The 18667-nt window shown below is 71.4% G+C and carries 19 protein-coding genes; 13 read left to right on the top strand and 6 right to left on the bottom strand.

From position 1 onward, the window contains the following. Positions 1 to 2: 2 nt before the first annotated feature. Together ACZ3OF_RS10115 and nudC are read left to right on the top strand one after the other, a co-directional pair. Complete coding sequence (locus ACZ3OF_RS10115; RefSeq protein WP_467303941.1) at positions 3 to 1436, top strand: dipeptidase; 1434 nt, start codon at positions 3 to 5, stop codon at positions 1434 to 1436. Between the two features lie 35 nt (positions 1437 to 1471). After that, entirely contained in the window at positions 1472 to 2419 is a 948-nt protein-coding gene (gene nudC / locus ACZ3OF_RS10110; protein ID WP_361668585.1) for an NAD(+) diphosphatase, read from the top strand. 81 nt (positions 2420 to 2500) lie between these two features. Here nudC and ACZ3OF_RS10105 read toward each other — a convergent pair whose 3' ends face one another. Further along, positions 2501 to 3613 carry an acyltransferase family protein gene (locus ACZ3OF_RS10105; protein ID WP_361668588.1) on the bottom strand — a complete coding sequence of 371 codons (1113 nt, stop codon included), beginning with the start codon at positions 3611 to 3613 and terminating at the stop codon, positions 2501 to 2503. Between the two features lie 222 nt (positions 3614 to 3835). After that, positions 3836 to 4093, bottom strand: a complete 258-nt coding sequence (locus ACZ3OF_RS10100; protein ID WP_361436404.1) for a mycoredoxin — start codon at positions 4091 to 4093, stop codon at positions 3836 to 3838. 160 nt (positions 4094 to 4253) lie between these two features. Here ACZ3OF_RS10100 and ACZ3OF_RS10095 point away from each other — a divergent pair, with 160 nt between their 5' ends. The 5 genes from ACZ3OF_RS10095 to ACZ3OF_RS10075 all read left to right on the top strand — a co-directional run bounded on the left by ACZ3OF_RS10095 (position 4254) and on the right by ACZ3OF_RS10075 (position 8151). Next, on the top strand, positions 4254 to 6467 hold the full coding sequence (locus ACZ3OF_RS10095) for an ATP-dependent DNA helicase UvrD2 (RefSeq protein WP_467303938.1): 2214 nt from the start codon (positions 4254 to 4256) through the stop codon (positions 6465 to 6467). Positions 6468 to 6638: 171 nt separating this feature from the next. Next, complete coding sequence (locus ACZ3OF_RS10090; RefSeq protein ID WP_361668592.1) at positions 6639 to 7013, top strand: hypothetical protein; 375 nt, start codon at positions 6639 to 6641, stop codon at positions 7011 to 7013. 173 nt (positions 7014 to 7186) lie between these two features. Next, complete coding sequence (locus ACZ3OF_RS10085; protein ID WP_137993472.1) at positions 7187 to 7555, top strand: WhiB family transcriptional regulator; 369 nt, start codon at positions 7187 to 7189, stop codon at positions 7553 to 7555. Further along, the gene (locus tag ACZ3OF_RS10080) at positions 7552 to 7875 is read left to right on the top strand and encodes a hypothetical protein (protein ID WP_361606555.1); all 324 of its coding nucleotides are present in this window, start codon (positions 7552 to 7554) and stop codon (positions 7873 to 7875) included. The genes ACZ3OF_RS10085 and ACZ3OF_RS10080 overlap by 4 nt, the downstream gene beginning before the upstream one ends. Positions 7876 to 7968: 93 nt before the next feature. After that, positions 7969 to 8151 carry a hypothetical protein gene (locus ACZ3OF_RS10075; protein WP_361668594.1) on the top strand — a complete coding sequence of 61 codons (183 nt, stop codon included), beginning with the start codon at positions 7969 to 7971 and terminating at the stop codon, positions 8149 to 8151. Between the two features lie 36 nt (positions 8152 to 8187). Here ACZ3OF_RS10075 and ACZ3OF_RS10070 read toward each other — a convergent pair whose 3' ends face one another. After that, entirely contained in the window at positions 8188 to 9531 is a 1344-nt protein-coding gene (locus tag ACZ3OF_RS10070) for an ABC1 kinase family protein (RefSeq protein ID WP_467303932.1), read from the bottom strand. Positions 9532 to 9572: 41 nt separating this feature from the next. Next, on the bottom strand, positions 9573 to 10724 hold the full coding sequence (locus ACZ3OF_RS10065) for a TOMM precursor leader peptide-binding protein (RefSeq protein ID WP_467303930.1): 1152 nt from the start codon (positions 10722 to 10724) through the stop codon (positions 9573 to 9575). 193 nt (positions 10725 to 10917) lie between these two features. Here ACZ3OF_RS10065 and ACZ3OF_RS10060 point away from each other — a divergent pair, with 193 nt between their 5' ends. From ACZ3OF_RS10060 to ACZ3OF_RS10045, 4 genes are all read left to right on the top strand, one after another. Further along, positions 10918 to 11493 carry a M48 metallopeptidase family protein gene (locus ACZ3OF_RS10060; protein WP_361668601.1) on the top strand — a complete coding sequence of 192 codons (576 nt, stop codon included), beginning with the start codon at positions 10918 to 10920 and terminating at the stop codon, positions 11491 to 11493. A 113-nt stretch (positions 11494 to 11606) separates the two neighbouring features. Further along, positions 11607 to 13211 carry a TerD family protein gene (locus ACZ3OF_RS10055; RefSeq protein WP_361668604.1) on the top strand — a complete coding sequence of 535 codons (1605 nt, stop codon included), beginning with the start codon at positions 11607 to 11609 and terminating at the stop codon, positions 13209 to 13211. A gap of 13 nt (positions 13212 to 13224) precedes the next feature. Next, the gene (locus tag ACZ3OF_RS10050; RefSeq protein ID WP_361668607.1) at positions 13225 to 13905 is read left to right on the top strand and encodes an AIM24 family protein; all 681 of its coding nucleotides are present in this window, start codon (positions 13225 to 13227) and stop codon (positions 13903 to 13905) included. A gap of 19 nt (positions 13906 to 13924) precedes the next feature. Next, the gene (locus ACZ3OF_RS10045) at positions 13925 to 14680 is read left to right on the top strand and encodes an AIM24 family protein (protein WP_361668610.1); all 756 of its coding nucleotides are present in this window, start codon (positions 13925 to 13927) and stop codon (positions 14678 to 14680) included. A gap of 81 nt (positions 14681 to 14761) precedes the next feature. Here the strand turns inward: ACZ3OF_RS10045 and ACZ3OF_RS10040 are convergent, their stop codons facing one another. Both ACZ3OF_RS10040 and ACZ3OF_RS10035 read right to left on the bottom strand, forming a co-directional pair. Beyond that, the gene (locus ACZ3OF_RS10040) at positions 14762 to 15283 is read right to left on the bottom strand and encodes an NUDIX hydrolase (RefSeq protein ID WP_467303926.1); all 522 of its coding nucleotides are present in this window, start codon (positions 15281 to 15283) and stop codon (positions 14762 to 14764) included. Next, on the bottom strand, positions 15280 to 16719 hold the full coding sequence (locus tag ACZ3OF_RS10035) for a zinc-dependent metalloprotease (RefSeq protein ID WP_361668615.1): 1440 nt from the start codon (positions 16717 to 16719) through the stop codon (positions 15280 to 15282). The genes ACZ3OF_RS10040 and ACZ3OF_RS10035 overlap by 4 nt, the downstream gene beginning before the upstream one ends. 210 nt (positions 16720 to 16929) lie before the next feature. Between ACZ3OF_RS10035 and ACZ3OF_RS10030 the strand changes: the two genes are divergently transcribed. Then, positions 16930 to 18039 (top strand): SDR family oxidoreductase, encoded by a 1110-nt coding sequence (locus ACZ3OF_RS10030; protein WP_361668617.1) that lies wholly within the window; start codon positions 16930 to 16932, stop codon positions 18037 to 18039. Between the two features lie 78 nt (positions 18040 to 18117). Next, positions 18118 to 18579 (top strand): molybdenum cofactor biosynthesis protein MoaE, encoded by a 462-nt coding sequence (locus ACZ3OF_RS10025; protein WP_361668620.1) that lies wholly within the window; start codon positions 18118 to 18120, stop codon positions 18577 to 18579. Positions 18580 to 18667 lie beyond the last annotated feature (88 nt).

The raw sequence follows: 18667 nt of genomic DNA, 5'->3' as shown, positions 1-18667 counted from the left end.
GCATGAGCGACACCCCGGACAGCGCCGTCCAGACCGTACGTACCCAGGCTGTGCGCACGTACATCGAGCAGCACCGTGCCGCATTCCTCGACGACCTCATGGCCTGGCTGCGCATCCCCTCCGTGTCGGCTCAGCCCGCCCACGCCGAGGACGTACGGCGCAGCGCGCAGTGGCTCGCGGACAAGCTGTCCGGGACCGGCTTCACGACGGTCGAGATCTGGGAGACGGACGGCGCTCCCGCCGTCTTCGCCGAGTGGCCCTCCGGCGACCCGGACGCCCCGACCGTCCTCGTCTACGGTCACCACGACGTCCAGCCCGCCGCCCGCGAGGACGGCTGGCTCACCGACCCCTTCGAGCCGCACGTCACCGAAGGCCGGATGTACGCGCGCGGTGCCGCCGACGACAAGGGCCAGGTCTTCTTCCACACCCTCGGGGTCCGCGCCCACCTCGCCGCGACCGGTCGCACCGCGCCCGCCGTCAACCTCAAGCTGATCGTCGAGGGCGAGGAGGAGTCCGGCTCGCCGCACTTCCGCGCCCTGGTCGAGGCCCGTGCGGACCGGCTCGCCGCCGACGCCGTGATCGTCTCGGACACCGGCATGTGGTCCGAGAACACCCCGACGGTGTGCACCGGCATGCGGGGCGTCGCGGACTGCGAGATCGAGCTGTACGGCCCCGACCAGGACATCCACTCCGGTTCCTTCGGCGGCGCCGTGCCCAACCCGGCCACCGTCGCCGGGCGCCTGGTCGCCGCCCTGCACGACGAGGACGAGCACGTCGCCATCCCGGGCTTCTACGAGGGCGTCACCGAGCTCTCCGACGCCGAGCGGGCCCTGATCGCCGAGCTGCCCTTCGACGAGGTCGCCTGGCTGACGACGGCCAAGTCCCACGGGACCCTCGGCGAGACCGGCTTCTCGACCCTGGAGCGCGTCTGGGCCCGGCCCACCGCCGAGGTCAACGGCATCGGCGGCGGCTACCAGGGCCCCGGAGGCAAGACGATCGTCCCCGCCTCCGCCCAGCTGAAGCTCTCCTTCCGGCTGGTGGCAGGTCAGGACCCGGCCAAGATCGAACTCGCCGTACGGGAGTGGCTCGCCGCCCGTGTCCCCGCCGGCATCCGGTACGAGATCGTCTTCGGTGCCCCGACCCGCCCCTGCCTCACGCCACTGGACCATCCCGCCCTCAAGGCGGTCGCGGGCGCGATGAGCCGCGCCTTCGACGGCGCCAAGGTCCGCTACACCCGCGAGGGCGGCTCGGGCCCGGCCGCCGACCTCCAGGACGTCCTGGGCGCGCCGGTGCTGTTCCTCGGCATCTCCGTGCCGTCCGACGGCTGGCACGCCCCCAACGAGAAGATCGAGCTCGACCTCCTCCTCAAGGGCGTCGAGACCACCGCCCATCTGTGGGACGACCTGCCCGCCGCCCTGCACACCGCCGCGCGATGAACCCACACAACGATCCGGGGGAGTTGGAAGTACCTGTGTCCACCTTGAACAGCCAGTTCGCGGACCGGCCGATCTCGCTCACCGCTCCGAGCGGCATCGACCGTGCCGCTCACCACCGTCTCGACGAGGCCTGGCTCGCGGCGGCCTGGAGCCACCCGACCACCCGTGTCTTCGTGGTCTCGGGCGGGCAGGTGCTGATCGACGACACCCCGGACGGCCGTACCGAACTCGTCATGACCCCGGCCTTCGAGGCCCCCGTCACCGAGACCCACCGCTACTTCCTGGGCACGGACACCGACGGTGTCTCCTACTTCGCCCTCCAGAAGGACGCCCTGCCCGGCCGCATGGACCAGTCCGCCCGGCCCGCGGGGCTGCGCGAGGCGGGTCTGCTGCTCTCGCCGCGGGACGCGGGCCTGATGGTCCACGCCGTCGCCCTGGAGAACTGGCAGCGGCTCCACCGCTTCTGCTCCCGCTGCGGCGAGCGCACGGTGATCGCGGCCGCCGGGCACATCCGCCGCTGCCAGGCCTGCGGCGCCGAGCACTACCCGCGGACGGACCCGGCGGTGATCATGGCCGTCACGGACGACCAGGACCGCATCCTCCTCGGCCGCCAGGTCCACTGGCCCGAGGGCCGCTTCTCGACCCTCGCGGGCTTCGTCGAGCCCGGTGAGTCGATCGAGCAGTCGGTCGTGCGCGAGGTCTTCGAGGAGGCCGGTGTCACGGTCGGCGAGGTGGAGTACGTCGCCAGCCAGCCCTGGCCGTTCCCGTCCAGCCTGATGCTGGGCTTCTTCGCGCACGCCACGTCCTCGGAGATAGACGTGGACGGCGAGGAGATCCACGAGGCCCGCTGGTTCTCGCGCGAGGAGCTGGCCGCCGGCTTCGAGTCGGGCGAGGTGCTTCCCCCGTACGGCATCTCGATCGCCTCGCGTCTGATCGAGCTCTGGTACGGCAAGCCGCTCCCGAAGCCTGGCGACGCCGTCTGATCCGCCGGCGCCGCATCGGCTCCTGACTGGCTGAAAAGAGGCCCCGTCCGGCACTGCCGGACGGGGCCTCCTCGCATGGGCTCAGATGCGGGCGAGATTGCGTTTCAGGTACCGGCCGAGCGGCCGCTCGACGAGACGGTGCACCAGGTACGACAGCGCCAGCATCCCCACGAACACGGCGGTGATCAGCGCCCACGGGGAGACATGCGGCGTGGCATGGCTGAAGTAGCGGAAGAACTCCCAGCCGATGAACTCGTGCAGCAGATACAACGGGTACGTCAGCGCCCCCGCGATCGGCAGCCACTTCCACTGCATGCCGGAGAGCTTGCCGGTGGCGACCAGCGTCATCAGTCCGAAGAAGGCTGCGAGCAGGACGAGCACGGGCCAGGCGGGCCGGTCACCGAGGAAGCCGAGCCGCTTGTGCGTGTCGATCGCGGGCGCGAGGGAGGCGCAGTAGGAGACCCCGATGACGCCGAAGAGCATCAGGTTCGGGCGGAACCGGTACATCAGGTAGAACGCCATGCCCGCGATGAAGAACCAGCTGTGCTCCGGCATCAGGAGCAGGCGCAGCGGGCCGGGCGGTGCCGGTGCGACCAGGACGGTGGCCGCGCCCCACACGCAGCAGAACAGCAGCACCCTGCGGTACGTCAGCCCCCACCAGGCGAGCAGCGAGAAGAGCAGGTAGAAGCGGAGCTCGGCGAAGAGCGTCCAGTAGACGGCGTCGACGGGGGCGACCCCCAGCGGCTCCTGGAGCATCGTCAGGTTGGTGAGTATGTCGTTCCAGGGCAGGTGGCCCCGGCCGCCGGGGATCACCGCGACGGCGACGCTGGTGGCGATGACGGCGAACCAGTACGCGGGATAGAGACGCACCACGCGCGAGACGAAGAAGTCCTTCAGCGGCCGGCCCCAGGCACTCATGCAGATGACGAAGCCGCTGATGAGGAAGAAGAGCTCGACGCCCAGGTAGCCGTAGGAGGCGGTGAAGAAGGTCTCGGGGAAGATCTCCTCGACCGGCCTCGGCCAGCCGCCGTACGCCATGTAGTGGTACATCACCACCATGACCGCCGCGGCGAGGCGCATGCCGTCGAGAACATGGAGGCGTCCGGACTTTCCGCTCGCCGGGAGCGGCGGGACGCTCGGCGCGAAGGCAGGTTCGCGCGGCGCTGCGGCGACGGGGGTCTTCTGGTTGAGCACTGGACTTTCCCCACCTGGCTGTGCAGACGCAAATCACGGTCGAGGGGAGAGCATAGGTGCGGCGTCGGGGGCCGATCAAAACTTCGCAGGTGTGATGCTCTTCACGGTTGAACTGGTGTCTGCGCGAGGAGATGTGGGGTACACGCGGTCGCCGCCCTGGACGCGAAAGGGCCCCCCGCCGGTGCTCCGGCGGGGGGCCCTTCCGTGTCCGGCCGCGCGCGATCAGGCGCTGAGCGCCTGCTTCACCTGCGCGAGGCTCGGGTTCGTCATGACGACCTCGCCGCCCCCGGCGGTGGGAAGGATGCGAACGGTCGGCACCGTCTGGTTGCCTCCGTTGGCCTTCTCCACGAACGCGGCCGAGTCCGGGTCCTGCTCGATGTTGATCTCCGTGTACGCGATGCCCTCGCGGTCGAGCTGGCTCTTCAGCCGACGGCAGTAGCCGCACCACGTGGTGCTGTACATCGTCACAGTGCCCTGCATGGCCAGGCGCTCCTCTTCTTAGCGGATGCGGGTGGGTCGGGTGGGTCCGCCCAGTGAGAACGTACGGGGTCCCGCGGCCATTCCCGATTCGTATGACCGGCCGCCCCGCCCTGTGGACAACGCACCGCACCCCCCTGCCCCGACCTGGCAGCATGGCGGGGTGACAGCAGCAACGCACTCCACTCTCTTCCCGCAGGTCCCCGAGTCGGCCGACGCGGTGCTCGACGGGCTCGACCCCGAGCAGCGCGAGGTCGCCCTCGCCCTGCACGGTCCGGTGTGCGTGCTGGCGGGAGCCGGCACGGGCAAGACCCGGGCGATCACGCACCGCATCGCCTACGGGGTGCGGGCGGGGATACTCCAGTCCGGCAGTGTGCTGGCCGTCACGTTCACCAACCGGGCCGCCGGAGAGATGCGCGGCCGGCTCCGGCAGCTCGGCGCGGGAGGTGTCCAGGCGCGTACGTTCCACTCCGCCGCCCTCCGTCAGCTCCAGTACTTCTGGCCGAAAGTCGTCGGTGGCGACCTCCCCCGGCTCCTGGAGCGCAAGGTCCAGCTCGTCGCCGAGGCCGCCGCGCGCTGCCGTGTCCGGCTCGACCGGAACGAGCTGCGGGACGTCACCAGCGAGATCGAGTGGGCCAAGGTCACCCAGACCGTCCCCGCCGACTACCCGGCCGTCGTGGCCAAGTCCGTCCGCGAGGCGCCGCGCGACCCGGCCGAGATCTCGCAGATCTACGCGATGTACGAGCAGCTCAAGCGCGACCGCTCGGTGATCGACTTCGAGGACGTGCTGCTGCTCACGGTCGGCATCCTCCAGGACCGGCACGACATCGCCGACCAGATCCGCCGCCAGTACCAGCACTTCGTGGTGGACGAGTACCAGGACGTCTCCCCGCTCCAGCAGCGACTCCTCGATCTCTGGCTGGGCGACCGCGACAGCCTCTGCGTCGTCGGCGACGCCAGCCAGACGATCTACTCCTTCACCGGTGCCACCCCCGACCACCTGCTGAACTTCCGCACCCGGCACCCGAACGCCACGGTGGTCAAACTGGTCCGCGACTACCGCTCCACGCCCCAGGTCGTCCACCTCGCCAACGGGCTGCTCAGCCAGGCCCGCGGCCGGGCCGCCGAGCACCGCCTGGAGCTGATCTCCCAGCGCGAGGCGGGCCCCGACCCCGCCTACACCGAGTACGCCGACGAGCCCGCCGAGGCCGAGGGCACCGCCCGCCGCATCCGCGACCTGATCGCCGCCGGAGTCCCGGCCGGCGAGATCGCCGTGCTCTACCGCATCAACGCCCAGTCCGAGGTCTACGAGCAGGCGCTCGCCGACGCCGGCGTGCCCTACCAGCTGCGCGGCGCCGAGCGCTTCTTCGAGCGCCAGGAGGTACGGGAGGCGGGCATCGCCCTGCGCGGCGCCGCCCGCGCCGGCGGGAACGACTCGCTGCTCGACGACGCCGAGGACCTGCCCTCCCAGGTCCGCGCCGTGCTCTCCACCAAGGGCTGGACCACCGATCCGCCCGCCGGCTCGGGCGCCGTCCGCGACCGCTGGGAGTCCCTCGCCGCGTTGGTCAGGCTCGCCGAGGACTTCGCCCGGGCCAGGTCCGGCGCCACCCTCTCCGACCTGGTCGCCGAGCTCGACGAGCGGGCCGCCGCCCAGCACGCCCCGACCGTCCAGGGCGTCACCCTCGCCTCCCTGCACGCGGCCAAGGGCCTGGAGTGGGACGCCGTCTTCCTGGTCGGCCTCACCGAGGGCATGATGCCGATCACGTACGCCAAGACCGACGAGCAGGTCGAGGAGGAACGCCGCCTGCTGTACGTCGGGGTCACGCGCGCCCGGCTCCACCTCACGCTCTCCTGGGCGCTCTCCCGCTCTCCGGGCGGCCGCCCCTCCCGCCGCCCCACCCGCTTCCTCAAGGGGCTGCGGCCCGGCTCAGGCGCCCTCGGCGCGGGCACGGGCGGCGCGGGCGGCGCGGGCGGGTCGAGCGGCGCCGGCTCCCTGGATCGGGGCCTCGGCGGCGCGAAGCGCAAGCGCCGCGGCCCGGTGCTCTGCCGTGTCTGCGGTGCCACGCTCACCGAGGCCGGCGAGATGAAGCTGATGCGCTGCGAGGACTGCCCCTCCGACATGGACGAGGCGCTCTACGAGCGGCTCCGCGAGTGGCGCGGCGACCGGGCCAAAGAGCTCGGGCAGCCCGCGTACTGCGTGTTCACCGACAAGACGCTGATGGCGATCGCCGAGCGCGTGCCCGCCACGGGCGGCGAGCTCGCCGGAATCGCCGGGGTCGGCGCGCGCAAGCTGGACCGGTTCGGAGCCGACGTTCTCGCCCTCTGCGCGGGCGAAGAGCCAGGTGAGGGTGGTGGAGGAGTCGACGAGGAGAGCTGAGGAAAACTCGTCGAAAAAATAGTTTGCGCCCGCCCCGTCAAGCCCCATAGGTTCTTAACCACGGAAACAGCGGCTTCTCCGAAGCCCTGTCTTCGTGCTGTACTTGTCCAAATAAACATGAGGGTCCGGCTCACACCGAGCCCTCCGAGACGCCGAGAGGAGGCGATTCCAGTGATCAGCAACATCAACAGCACCACCGTCAGCTTCGTCAGCACCGACAAAATGACCGATCGCTCGGTCGTCTCCGCCTGCTCGCTCGGCCTCTCCGCCTCGGCGTTCATTGGCAGCGGTCTTCCTGGCACCGGTCTGTCCGGCGCCGGCGTGGCCGGCGCCGCCGCTTCCCTGCGGCCGGCTGCCGACCTCGCGGGTCTTCCCGTCATGGAGCGCGACGAGCGACCGACCAAGGCACTGGAAGCAGGAGTAGCAGCAGTCAAGGCCACGGCCTATGGCTTTGCGGCGACCGGTGCCGAAACCAAGCAGCAGACGACGCAGCACCACACGATGTGGGCCTTCCGTGGGCTCGAACCCTGGAGTGATCCAGCCTGATCTGAATCAGGCCGGCGCCTTCAGGGCCGCGGAACCCCACCCGGGATCCGCGGCCCTTCTGTTTGTCCCCGAACGGGGACGACGGAGCGAAGGGGCCTCGGGACCAGCACCACCCGGTACCAGCCGAAACCCCGGCCCACCAGGCCGGAACGACCAGACGAGGAACAACACCCGTGCAACTCGAAGCGCACGCCCCGTCCGTACCGCCTTCCGAAACGATCCCGCCGCCCGGCCTCACGGAGGACTCCACCTTGACCCCCCTCACCGCGCTCACCGCGCTCGACGACGCCATCGAGAACCTCGGGGTACCCGTCCCCTGTCGCTCGTTCGACCCGGAGGTCTTCTTCGCCGAGTCCCCGGCCGACGTCGAGTACGCCAAGTCCCTCTGCCGTACCTGCCCGCTGATGGAGGCCTGCCTCGCCGGTGCGAAGGAGCGGCGTGAGCCGTGGGGCGTCTGGGGCGGAGAGCTGTTCGTCCAGGGCGTGGTCGTCGCCCGCAAGCGGCCGCGTGGCCGCCCGCGCAAGAACCCGGTCGCGGCATGAACGTCACCGGAACCATCGACCGACCCCTCACGCACGATCCCCAGAAGCTGGCCCCGATGACCCCTTCCACCAGCGAGCCTTCCGGCTCCGCCACCACAGACGTCACCATCTCCGGCGCGAACGCCTCGCGTCAGAACAGGACCCGTGAAATGCAACTCATCCCAGAAGCCCTGGCTCGTGCTCATATGCACGACCTTCTGCGGGAAGCCGATGCGGAACGCCAGGCCCTGCGCCTGGTCGCCGCCCGGCGGATGCAGAAGCGGGCCGAGCGCGTCTCGCTGCGCGCCCGGCGCGCGCTCGCCATGGCTGTCATGCACTGACCCGAAAGAACCACGCGGGGGCCGGTCCGAACGGACCGGCCCCCGCGGTGCGTTGCTGCGCGGCCCGGCCCTGGCCGGACTATCGTCAGGAGGGTGAACGACGCCCGGAAGTCCGAGGAACCCTACGTCTGCGCCCGCTGCGACACGACGACGGAGGAACTCCCGGTGACCTGGACCTGCTCGGTGGAGAACGGAGCCCGCCAGTACTTCTGCGAGGCCTGCGCGCGCGAGAACATCAGGTCCATCGAGGGCCGCCTCGACTCCTCCTGGTGGTGACGGCCCTCCCGGCTCCGCCCGGCGCACGCCGGGCCGCTACTCGGCCCGGACGAAGCCCGGCAGCCACTCCTCCAGTTCGTCGCGCAGCCGCACCGTCGCGTTCAGCTGGCAGAGCACACCGATCGTGCTCAGGGTCACCCGGTGTATCAGCAGATACGACGGCGGCAGATTCAGCTGCTTGCCCAGCTGATGTGCGGGGGAGCGGGGGTCGGCGATCCGGGCGGCCTGGTTCCGCATCCAGCCCCGTGTGAACCCGAACGCGTCGGCTTCCGCCGGCTCGATGATCGGCAGCAGATACGCGAGGACCGCGTCCGGGTCGAGAGCGATGGACTCCTTGACGAACCCCTCCTCGCGCAGCAGCTCGTAGACCGTGTCGGCGTCGCCCTCCAGGGTCAGCCGCAGACAGGTGCCGATCGTCTCCGGCAGCCCGCCCGGCAGCCGGTCCACCGTGCCGAAGTCCAGCACGCCGAGCCGCCAGCTCTCCGGACCCTCCTCGTCGTCGGCGCCCGGCAGCAGCCGGAAGTTGCCCGGGTGCGGATCGGCGTGCAGGAGCCCCGTGCGGGCCGGGCCGGAGAAGAGGAACCGCGCCAGGAGCTGACCCGCCCGGTCCCGCTGCTCCTCCGTACCGTCCGCGATCACCTCCGACAGCGGGATCCCGTCGATCCACTCCGTCACGAGCACCTGGTCGCTCTGGTGCACCACACACGGCACCACGACATCGGGATCGCCCGCGAACACCTCCGCGTGCTCCCGCTGCGCCTGCGCCTCCAGGTCGTAGTCCAGCTCCTCCGAGACCCGGTCGCGCAACTCGTTGATCAGGGGCTTGATGTCCATACCGGGGATCAGCGGGCCGAGCAGCCGGGCGAAACGGCTGAGCTGCGTCAGGTCGGAGAGCAGCGCCTCGCCCGCCCCCGGGTACTGCACCTTCACCGCGACCTCGCGGCCGTCGTGCCACACCGCCCGGTGCACCTGCCCGATCGACGCGGCCGCCGCCGGCTTGTCCTCGAACTCCAGGAACAGCTCCCGCCACTCCTCGCCGAGCCGCTCCTCCAGGACTCCGTGGACCGTCCTCGTCGGCATCGGGGGCGCCGCGTCCTGAAGCTTGGTCAGGGCGGCCCGGTACGGGCCTGCCACCTCCTCGGGGAGCGCCGACTCGAAGACGGACAGCGCCTGCCCGAACTTCATCGCCCCGCCCTTGAGCTCGCCGAGCACCTTGAACAGCTGGTCGGCCGTGCGCTGTTGAAGCTCTCGTGCGACCAGCTCCGCGGACTTGCCACCGATCCGCTTGCCCAGACCCCAGGTTGCCCGTCCGGCGAAGCCCAGGGGCAACGCGGCCAACCTGGCGGTCCGGGTGACCGCCTTCCGGGGAAGATCAGACATGCGCCCCTCCAGTTCCCAGACTGCCGTGCCCCACAGGACCGTTACCTCGCCATTGTGTCGTGCGGGCTTCCGGCCCCCGAGGCATGCTCCCCCTCTTCGCGCCGCAGCGCCCCACACGGACACGCCGGATGCGGTCTCATCCGCTCCACGCGCCACTCGAGAAGCGGCAGCGACACCTCCCAGCGCGCCCCCGTGCTCGCGGGCAACTCACCGTCGATAAAGGCCAGCGCGTGGGCCGCGGCCAGCCCGGCGACCGCGGTCGCGAGACCCAGATCACAGGCCGGCACCTGAGGGGGCGGGCCCGAGCGCCACTGTGCCAGCATGCGGGGCCACACCGGCTCCCGGTCCGTCCGCTCCTCCTGCGCACACCGGGCGCAGGCCGTCCCTCCGGGCAGCACCAGCGGCCCCACCACACCGGTCGCCTCCAGGACCCCCGCGTAGAGATGAGGCGTGCCCGTCGTGATCCAGCCGTCGGCGGGGAGAGGGTCCGGGAGGTAGGCGGCGAGGCCGTCCCGTGGTGTCACCACGACGAGTGAGAGCCCTGGCTCCTGGCCGCCCTCACCCGTCACCCGTCTGCCCGCCCGCGGCGGGCGGCCGCCCGGAGCCGACCGCGCCACGAGCCGGTGCGCCGCCGCGGCCCGGCGCTCGCCCACCGCCTCGGCCGGCAGTCCGCCCGGCGCCACCTCCCAGGGCCGCACGCATCCGGAGTCCAGCACCTCCACCCTGCCCACACCCGAGGCCGAGAGCAGGGCGGCGACCGTGGCGCCGACCCGCCCCGCGCCGCGGACCTGGACGCGCGCCGCCCGACGGGCGGCCACGCGCCGTAACGCCCCGTCCGGCTCGGGGTGGACCACGGAGAGTGAGGCGAGATCGGCGCGCAGGGGATCGAGCGCGCCGTCCGGGCGCCCGGCGCCTGCCGACTTTCCCGGCCTGCCGGCCGAGGCGTCCGCGATCAGCCCGGCCCGCGCGAGCCGGTCGAGCAACCCTTCCAGCCATCCGTCCGGCAGTCCGAGTGCCCGTGCCTCGGCCCGCAACAGCGTCATCCCGCGTGTGCCGTCGAGCAGCCCGAGCAGGCTGCCGGTGGTCGTGTCGAGCGGGCCCACCACCACCGCGTGCGAGGACGTCGCCCCGAACTGCACACTTCGCAGATCGCGCCACGCCCTTCGCAGCGCGGGTTTCAGCATCGGATGCATTTCCGCCCCCGTGATCTTGATCGGTCGCCTCTTCCCTCCGCCGTCAGATTGCCCGGGAGCCGAAGCGGACACGGAAAGTTGTCCACAGGGGCGGGGTATTAATCATTCAAATGGTGCACGGTGTGACGGGATCACCGCCGAAACCGCCCCGGAGGCAGGACTTCCCCCGCTGACAGCGGGTAACGTCGGGGCCGTGCCCGCCGACCCACAGCGCAGCGTGACCAACCAGCCGCCCCGCGGTGCGGGGACGAGTGCGGTCGAGGTCCGCAGAAGCTCCCGGCGGAGGAGAACCGTCTCCGCCTACCGCGAGGGCGACCGGACCATCGTGCTCATCCCGGCCCGGATGTCCGAGGCCGAGGAGCAACGCTGGGTGACGGTCATGCTGGACAAGCTGGCCGCCCAGGAGAGCAAGAGCGTCCTCGGCGACGCCGAACTCACCGAGCGTGCCGAGCGCTTGTCCGACCAGTACTTCGCCGGCCGGGCACGGCCGACATCCGTACGCTGGGTGACCAACCAGAACACCCGCTGGGGCTCGTGCACTCCCTCGGAGGGCAGCATCCGCCTCTCGCACCGGCTCCAGGGCATGCCCGAGTACGTCGTCGACTACGTCCTCGTCCATGAACTGGCGCACCTCCTGGTGCCGGGCCACGGCCCCCGGTTCTGGCGGCTCCTGGAGGCGTACCCGCGCACCGAGCGTGCCCGCGGCTACCTCGAAGGAGTCGTCGCCGCCGACCGGCTGCCCCACCTGCCCGCCGCCCGCGAGGAGTAGCCGGAACCGCTTCAGTCCTGTACCGAATACGTACCGGCTTGGCTCAATGTCGCACGTAGCCGTTAGCCTGACGCGACGCATTCACATTTCGGGATGGGGGACGGTCGTTACGCATGGCCAGGGAATTCCAACGCGGCCACAAGGCCAAGATCAGTGATCTCACACCGGGAACCGATCTGTACGTGGGTGTGCAGATCGCGGCGCCCGGGCTGACCTTCGACATCAGCTGCTTCGGCCTCGACGCCAACGAGCAGCTCTCGGACGACCGGTACTTCATCTTCTTCAACCAGCCGAAGTCCCCGGAGGAGTCCATCCAGCTCCTCGGCGCGCAGTCGGGCGACACCGAGTCGTTCCGGGTCACGCTGGACCGCATCCCGGCGAACATCCACAAGCTGTCGTTCACCGCGACCATCGACGGCGCCGGCCAGATGTCGCAGATCGGCCCCGGCTACATCCGGATCGTGGCGGGCGGTGAGGAGGTCGTCCGATACCCGTTCACGGGTACGGAGTTCTCCACCGAGCGCGCCGTCATGCTGGGCGACTTCTACCTCAAGGACGTCTGGCGGTTCGCCGCCATCGGCCAGGGCTTCGACGGCGGCCTGGACGCGCTCCTGAAGAACTTCGGCGGCGAGGTCGCCGAGGAGCAGCCCGCGGCGCAGGCACCGCAGGCGGCCCCCGGCTTCGGCGCGCCGCCGCAGGCCGCCGCGCCGCCGGCGTTCGGTGCGCCGGCCGCGCCCCAGGCGCCCCAGCCCGCCCCGCAGTTCGGCGCCCCGCCGGCCGCCCCCGTACCGGCGCCCGCTCCGGCCCCTGCCCCGCAGGCTCCGGTCCAGCCGATGCACGCGGCCCCCACCATGGGCGCCCCGATGGCTCCTCCGGCCCCCTCGCCGTACGGCCAGCCCCCGCAGGCCCCGCAGTTCGGCCAGGTCCCCGGCGGCCAGGTCCCGGGCCAGCCCCCCTACGGCCAGCCGCAGCCCCAGTTCGGGCAGGTCCCCGGCCAGATGGGCGGAGCGCCCCACGGCATGCCCCAGGGAATGCCCCAGGGCGCTCCCGCCACCGGCGCCGGGCTCGCCGCCGCGCTCCAGCCCTTCAAGGAGACCGCGACCGGCGCCCGCTGGGCCCCGCAGAACCAGCAGCTCATGCGGGTCGACCTGCAGATGGGCGGCGTCCCCGTCCTCGCCCGCCAGGGCAGCATGGTCATGTACCAGGGCAAGGTCGACTTCAGCCACAAGGGCGCCGGCTTCACCGGCCGGATCGTCGGCAACGCCACGGGCCAGGAGATGCAGCTCATGCGCTGCACCGGCCGCGGCCAGGTCTTCCTCGCCGAGGAAGGCGCCCACCTGCACCCGATCGAGCTCCAGGGCGACGGCATCTGCGTCTCCGCCGAGAACGTGCTCGCCTTCGACGAGTCCCTCCAGTACGAAGTACGGAGGATCGAGGGCCACGGCATCCCCGGCGGCGCCCTGTTCACGATGCAGTTCCAGGGCACCGGCACCGTCGTCGTCAAGACGCACGGCGTCCCCGTCGTCCTGCCCGTCACGCCGACCACCTTCGCCGACTGCAACGCGGTCATCGCCTGGTCGTCCGCGTCCCAGGTGATCCTCTCCAGCCAGGTCAGGCTGCGCCGCAACGCGTACCCCGGCCACAGCGGAGAGACCGTCAACCTCCAGTTCCGGGGCGCTCCCGGCAACTTCATCGTCGTCCAGCCGTACGAGGTCTGAGGGAGCCCGAAGAATGAATCAGCAACTCGCGGGCTTCGCCCCGACCCCGATGGCGGCCCGGATGGAGAACCACGGCCGCACCATGCTCAAGGTCGCCATGGCCTCCGGCCACGACCTGTACGCGCGCACCGGCTCGATGGTCGCCTACGAGGGCTTCGTCACCTACGAGCCCAACCCGCCGGCCGCCCGCCAGGTCGCTCAGCAGTGGATCACCGGCGAGGGCGCGCCCATCATGAAGTGCTCCGGCGACGGTCTGCTCTACCTCGCCGACTACGGCGCGGACGTCGTCGTGATCAACCTCAACAACGACTCGCTCTCGGTCAACGGCACCAACCTGCTGGCCTTCGACGCCCACCTCCAGTGGGGCGTCGAGAAGGTCAAGGGCCTCGCCAAGTTCGCCGGCCAGGGCCTGTTCAACGTCGAGATCGCCGGTACCGGCTGGGTCGCGATCACCTCGCGCGGCACGCCGATCGTCGTCGACTGCGGCCGCGGCGAGGACGAGACGTACGTCGACCCGGACGCGCTCGTCGCCTGGTCGCCGTCGCTCAAGGTCAAGGGCAAGCGCAGCTTCAAGGCCTCTTCCCTGATCGGGCGGGGCAGCGGCGAGGCGTTCCAGATGGCCTTCTCCGGCCAGGGCATCGTCGTCGTACAGCCGAGCGAGGACAGCACCGACCGCCTGCGGATCCGGGGCTGAGGGGGAGCGAGAACACACCATGCAGAGCCCGCTTTTCAACTACGCCGAGCAGCAGAGCCAGGAACGGTACGTCATCCAGAACCCGCAGCTGCTGCGGGTCTCGCTGACCGGCTCGGACGACATCCTCGCCCGCAAGGGCGCCATGGTCGCCTACCAGGGACTCGTCGACTTCGACGGCGAGTACCAGACGTCCAGTCAGCGACGCGCCCAGGCACGCACCGGTGAGGGCCTCGACCTCATGCGCTGCTCCGGCCAGGGCACGGTCTACTTTGCCAACCTCGCCCAGTACATCCACGTCGTGGAGGTCGAGCAGGAGGGCATGACCGTCGACAGCGCCTACGTCCTGGCGCTGGACTCGACCCTGCACACCGAGGTCATCGCCGTGGACAGCCAGTACGGCGTCTCCGGCACCGGCAAGTACCAGCTCAACATCTCCGGCCGCGGCAAGGTCGCTCTGATGACCTCCGGCCAGCCGCTGACGATGCACGTCACGCCGGACAAGTACGTCAACGTCGACGCGGACGCGATCGTCGCCTGGTCCACCGGGCTGCGGGTGCAGATGCAGGCGCAGACGCACAACTCGAACATCCGCCGCCGCCGTGGCGACACGGGTGAGGGCTGGGAGCTCAGCTTCCTCGGACAGGGCTTCGCCCTCGTCCAGCCCAGCGAGGTCATGCCGCCGCAGCACGCCGCCATCGGCCAGGGCGTCGCCGCCCAGTTCGGTGCCGGGCAGCACGGCTCCCGCGCCCAGAACCAGAACAACGCCTGGAACTGACGCACCGGGAACGGAAGCAGACGTAAGGGGCGGCCTCCCAGGAGGCCGCCCCTTACGCATGTCCGCCGCTCGCCCGCCTGCCTACAGGCGGGCGAGAGTGCCCTCCAGGAGCCGCACCACCGAGGTGTCGGCCACCGCCGCCACCTCGTCGTACGCGAACCAGCGCAGGTCGAGCGACTCCTCGCTGATCGCCTCCACCGCGCCGGCCGGAGCCAGCGCCGCGTACTGCACGTCCAGATGCCAGTGGCACGGCGCCGGGATCGGATGCCGGTCGAGCCGCACAGGCCCGCCCGTCAGCAGCGTCAGACCCGCGATCCCGGACTCCTCCGCCGCCTCCCTGAGCGCGGCCTCCGCCAGCGTCGCGTCACCCGGCTCGCAGTGGCCACCCATCTGCAGCCACATACCGAGCTTCTTGTGCAGCGTCAGGAGAACCCGCCCGCGCACGGGGTCCACCACCAGCGCGCTGGCCGTCAGATGCCCGGCCTCGCACGCCTTCCACATGCCGTCCTCGTGCGCCGCGAGATGGTCCAGATAGAGCTCGCGCAGCTCGTCCTGGCTCTCGTACGACTTCAGTACGAGAACGGCGTCGTCGTGCAGGCTCACTTGGCGCTGTCGTCCTTGCCTTCGTCGTCGCCGTCCCCGCGGGCCGCCTCGCCGAGCATCTTGTCGATCTCCGAGAAGTCGAGGTGCTCGCGGTGGACGAAGCCGTCCGGGTCGTCCAGGTCGGATGCCGTCGGCAGCATGTCCGGGTGCTCCCACAGGTCGTCACGGCCGTCGACCCCGCGCGCGTCCGTGAGCGAGGCCCACAGGCGCGAGGCGTCCCGCAGCCGGCGCGGACGCAGTTCGAGACCGATCAGCGTGGCGAAGGTCTGCTCCGCGGGACCGCCGCTCGCCCGGCGGCGGCGCAGCGTCTCGCGCAGCGCGTCCGCCGAGGTCAGCCGGGACTTCGCGGCCTCGTGGACCACCGCGTCCACCCAGCCCTCGACCAGCGCGAGCGCCGTCTCCAGACGGGCCAGCGCGGCCTTCTGCTCCGGCGTGTCCTCGGGCTGGAACATGCCCTGCTGGAGCGCCTCCTGAAGCTGCTCCGGGTGCGTCGGGTCGAGCTGACCCACCGCCTCCTCCAGCTTCGACGTGTCGACCTTGATCCCACGGGCGTAGCCCTCGACCGCGCCGAACAGATGTGAGCGCAGCCACGGCACATGGGCGAAGAGCCGCTGGTGGGCGGCCTCGCGCAGGGCGAGGTAGAGCCGGACCTCGTCCTTGGGGACGCCCAGGTCCTTGCCGAACGTCTCGATGTTCAGCGGCAGCAGAGCCGCCTTGCCGGCCGGGCCCAGCGGCAGACCGACATCCGTCGAACCGACGACCTCGCCCGCGAGCGCGCCGACGGCCTGCCCGATCTGCTGGCCGAACATGGCGCCGCCCATCGACCGCATCATGCCGATCAGCGGGCCCGCCATGGCCTGCATCTCCTCGGGCAGTACATCGCCCATGGCCGTGCCGACCCGCTCGGCGACCGGGTCGACCAGCTGCTGCCAGGCCGGCAGCGTCGCCTCGACCCACTCCGCGCGGCTCCACGCCACGGCCGTGTTCGCCCCGGAGGGCAGCGACGTCACGCCGTCGAGCCACAGATCGGCCAGGCGCACGGCCTCCTCGACCGCGGCCTTCTCCGCCGGACCCACGCTGGCGTCCTTGGTGCCGTCGGACGTGCCCTGGGCGACCACCTGGCGCGCGATCTGCTTGGCCATGTCCCAGTTCACCGGACCGCCCTCGTACGAGAGCATCTGGCCGAGCTGCTGGAAGGCGGCACCCAGGTCGTTCGGGTTCAGCGAGCCGAACATCGCGGCGAACGGGTTGTCCGCGCCACCCGGACCGCCCATGCCCGGCAGACCGCCGAAGCCGAACGGATTGGCCCCGAACGGGTTGCCGCCACCCTGGCCACCGGACCCCTGGCCACCTCCGGCGGGGTCCTTCTTCTTGCCCTCGTCGCCGTCTTCCGGCTCCTCCGGCGGAAGGCCGAATCCGAATGGGGAGTCACTCACAGGTTTCCTCGGCTCGTAGGGCCGCCGGATTCCTTCCGACGGCGGCTTTCCTGGCTCGGCTCGATGCCCGGTTGCACACCACCAGCGTAGACATCCGGGCCGGATCTGGGCTCGGTGCTCCGCCGGGCCGTGGCCTGCGGCAGGATGGACGCCACCTGGTACGTACGCGTCATTCGGGTACGTACTGAAGACAACCGCTGGAGACGCCCGGTGAGTTCCCCAGATCCTCAGGTTCGCGCAGCGCGAAACATCTCGACCCGGCCCGCCGGGCGCGGCCCCGTGGTCGCGGTCACGGGCGCCGCCTCCGGGGTCGGCGACCTGCTGACCAGGCGCCTCGCCGCGTCCGAGGAGATCAAGCAGGTCATCGCGATCGACGAGCGCCGGGGCGAGGTCTCCGAGGCGCAGTGGCACATCCTCGACGTCCGCGACCCGGCGATCGCCGAGAAGCTGCGCGGCGCCGACGTGGTCGTGCACCTCGCCGTCGACCTCGACCTGGAATCCGACGCCGCCGCCCGAACGGCCTACAACGTGCGCGGCGCGCAGACCGTCCTCACGGCGGCCGCGGCCGCGGGCGTGCGCCGGGTGGTGCTCTGCACCTCCGCGATGGTCTACGGCGCACTGCCCGACAACGACATCCCGCTCTCCGAGGACGCCGAGCTGCGGGCGACCGCCGAGGCCACCGGCGTCGGCGACATGCTGGAGATCGAGCGGCTCGGCCGCCGCGCGCCCCGCGCCCACCCCGGCCTCCAGGTCACCGTCGTCAGGCCGGCGGTCCTGGTGGGCGGCACGGACACGGCCCTGACCCGCTACTTCGAGTCGCCCCGGCTGCTCGTCGTGGCCGGCTCACGCCCCACCTGGCAGTTCTGCCACGTCGAGGACCTGGTCAGCGCGCTGGAGTACGCGGCGCTCGAGAAGGTCGACGGGGAGTTCGCGGTCGGCTGCGACGGCTGGCTCGAGCAGGAGGAGGTCGAGGAGCTCTCCGGGATCCGGCGCATGGAGCTGCCCTCCGCGGTCGCCCTCGGCGCGGCGGCCCGGCTGCACCGGATCGGGCTCACCCCGTCCCCGGCCGGGGACCTCGCGTACACGATGCACCCGTGGGTGGTCAGCGTCGGACGGCTGCACGACGCGGGCTGGCGGCCGACATGGACCAACGAGGAGGTGCTCGCCGCGCTCCTGGAGGAGGTCGAGGGCCGGCACACCGTCGCGGGCCGCCGGCTCGGCCGCAAGGACGCGACGGCGGCGGGAGCGGCCGGTGCGACGGTGGCACTGCTCGGCACGGCGGCGCTGGTGCGCCAGATGCGGAAGCGGCGCGGCATGTAGGACCCTCCTACGGAGGGTCGGGTCCACCGGTGGAAAGCGCTATTCCGCGATGTCCGTGCGGTACGGCACCATGGGCGCATGGCACGCACCCATGACCACCCCGGCGAGCAGACCGCGGCGGATCCGATCAAGCTCCTCGCGATCCGTGACACCCCGCTCTCGGTCGACGAGGTCTTCCGGGCCGTCGGCGACGACGCGGCCGGCGGCACGACGCTCTTCGTCGGCACGGTGCGCAACCACGACGGCGGCGCGGACGTCGACGCGCTCGGTTACTCCTGCCACCCCTCCGCCGAGGACGAGCTGCGCCGGGTCGCCGAGAAGGTCGTCGCCGACTACCCGGTCCGCGCGCTGGCCGCCGTCCACCGTGTGGGCGATCTGGCCGTCGGCGATCTCGCGGTCGTCGTCGCGGTCTCCTGCCCGCACCGCGGAGAGGCCTTCGAGGCCTGCCGCAAGCTCATCGACGACCTCAAGCACGAGGTCCCCATCTGGAAGCACCAGAAGTTCTCCGACGGCACCGAGGAGTGGGTCGGGGCGTGCTGAGGGGCCCGCTGAGCCTCCGGCCGGCAGGTACCGGCTCGGCCCTCGGGCACGGGGATTGGCAAGGCGCCGCGCCGACATGCCGTAGTCG

Source organism: Streptomyces sp. NPDC022552 (assembly GCF_055561875.1).
This window is presented reverse-complemented; position numbering and strand designations above follow the sequence as displayed.

What these genes read in the sequence shown, in the direction of transcription:
- ACZ3OF_RS10055 (WP_361668604.1), top strand. Translation starts at nt 11,607, where the DNA reads ATGGCCAGGGAATTCCAACGCGGCCACAAGGCCAAGATCAGTGATCTC.
- ACZ3OF_RS10080 (WP_361606555.1), top strand. Translation starts at nt 7,552, where the DNA reads ATGAACGTCACCGGAACCATCGACCGACCCCTCACGCACGATCCCCAG.
- ACZ3OF_RS10065 (WP_467303930.1), bottom strand. Translation starts at nt 10,724, where the DNA reads ATGCATCCGATGCTGAAACCCGCGCTGCGAAGGGCGTGGCGCGATCTG.
- ACZ3OF_RS10070 (WP_467303932.1), bottom strand. Translation starts at nt 9,531, where the DNA reads ATGTCTGATCTTCCCCGGAAGGCGGTCACCCGGACCGCCAGGTTGGCC.
- ACZ3OF_RS10115 (WP_467303941.1), top strand. Translation starts at nt 3, where the DNA reads ATGAGCGACACCCCGGACAGCGCCGTCCAGACCGTACGTACCCAGGCT.
- ACZ3OF_RS10045 (WP_361668610.1), top strand. Translation starts at nt 13,925, where the DNA reads ATGCAGAGCCCGCTTTTCAACTACGCCGAGCAGCAGAGCCAGGAACGG.
- ACZ3OF_RS10050 (WP_361668607.1), top strand. Translation starts at nt 13,225, where the DNA reads ATGAATCAGCAACTCGCGGGCTTCGCCCCGACCCCGATGGCGGCCCGG.
- ACZ3OF_RS10025 (WP_361668620.1), top strand. Translation starts at nt 18,118, where the DNA reads ATGGCACGCACCCATGACCACCCCGGCGAGCAGACCGCGGCGGATCCG.
- ACZ3OF_RS10100 (WP_361436404.1), bottom strand. Translation starts at nt 4,093, where the DNA reads ATGCAGGGCACTGTGACGATGTACAGCACCACGTGGTGCGGCTACTGC.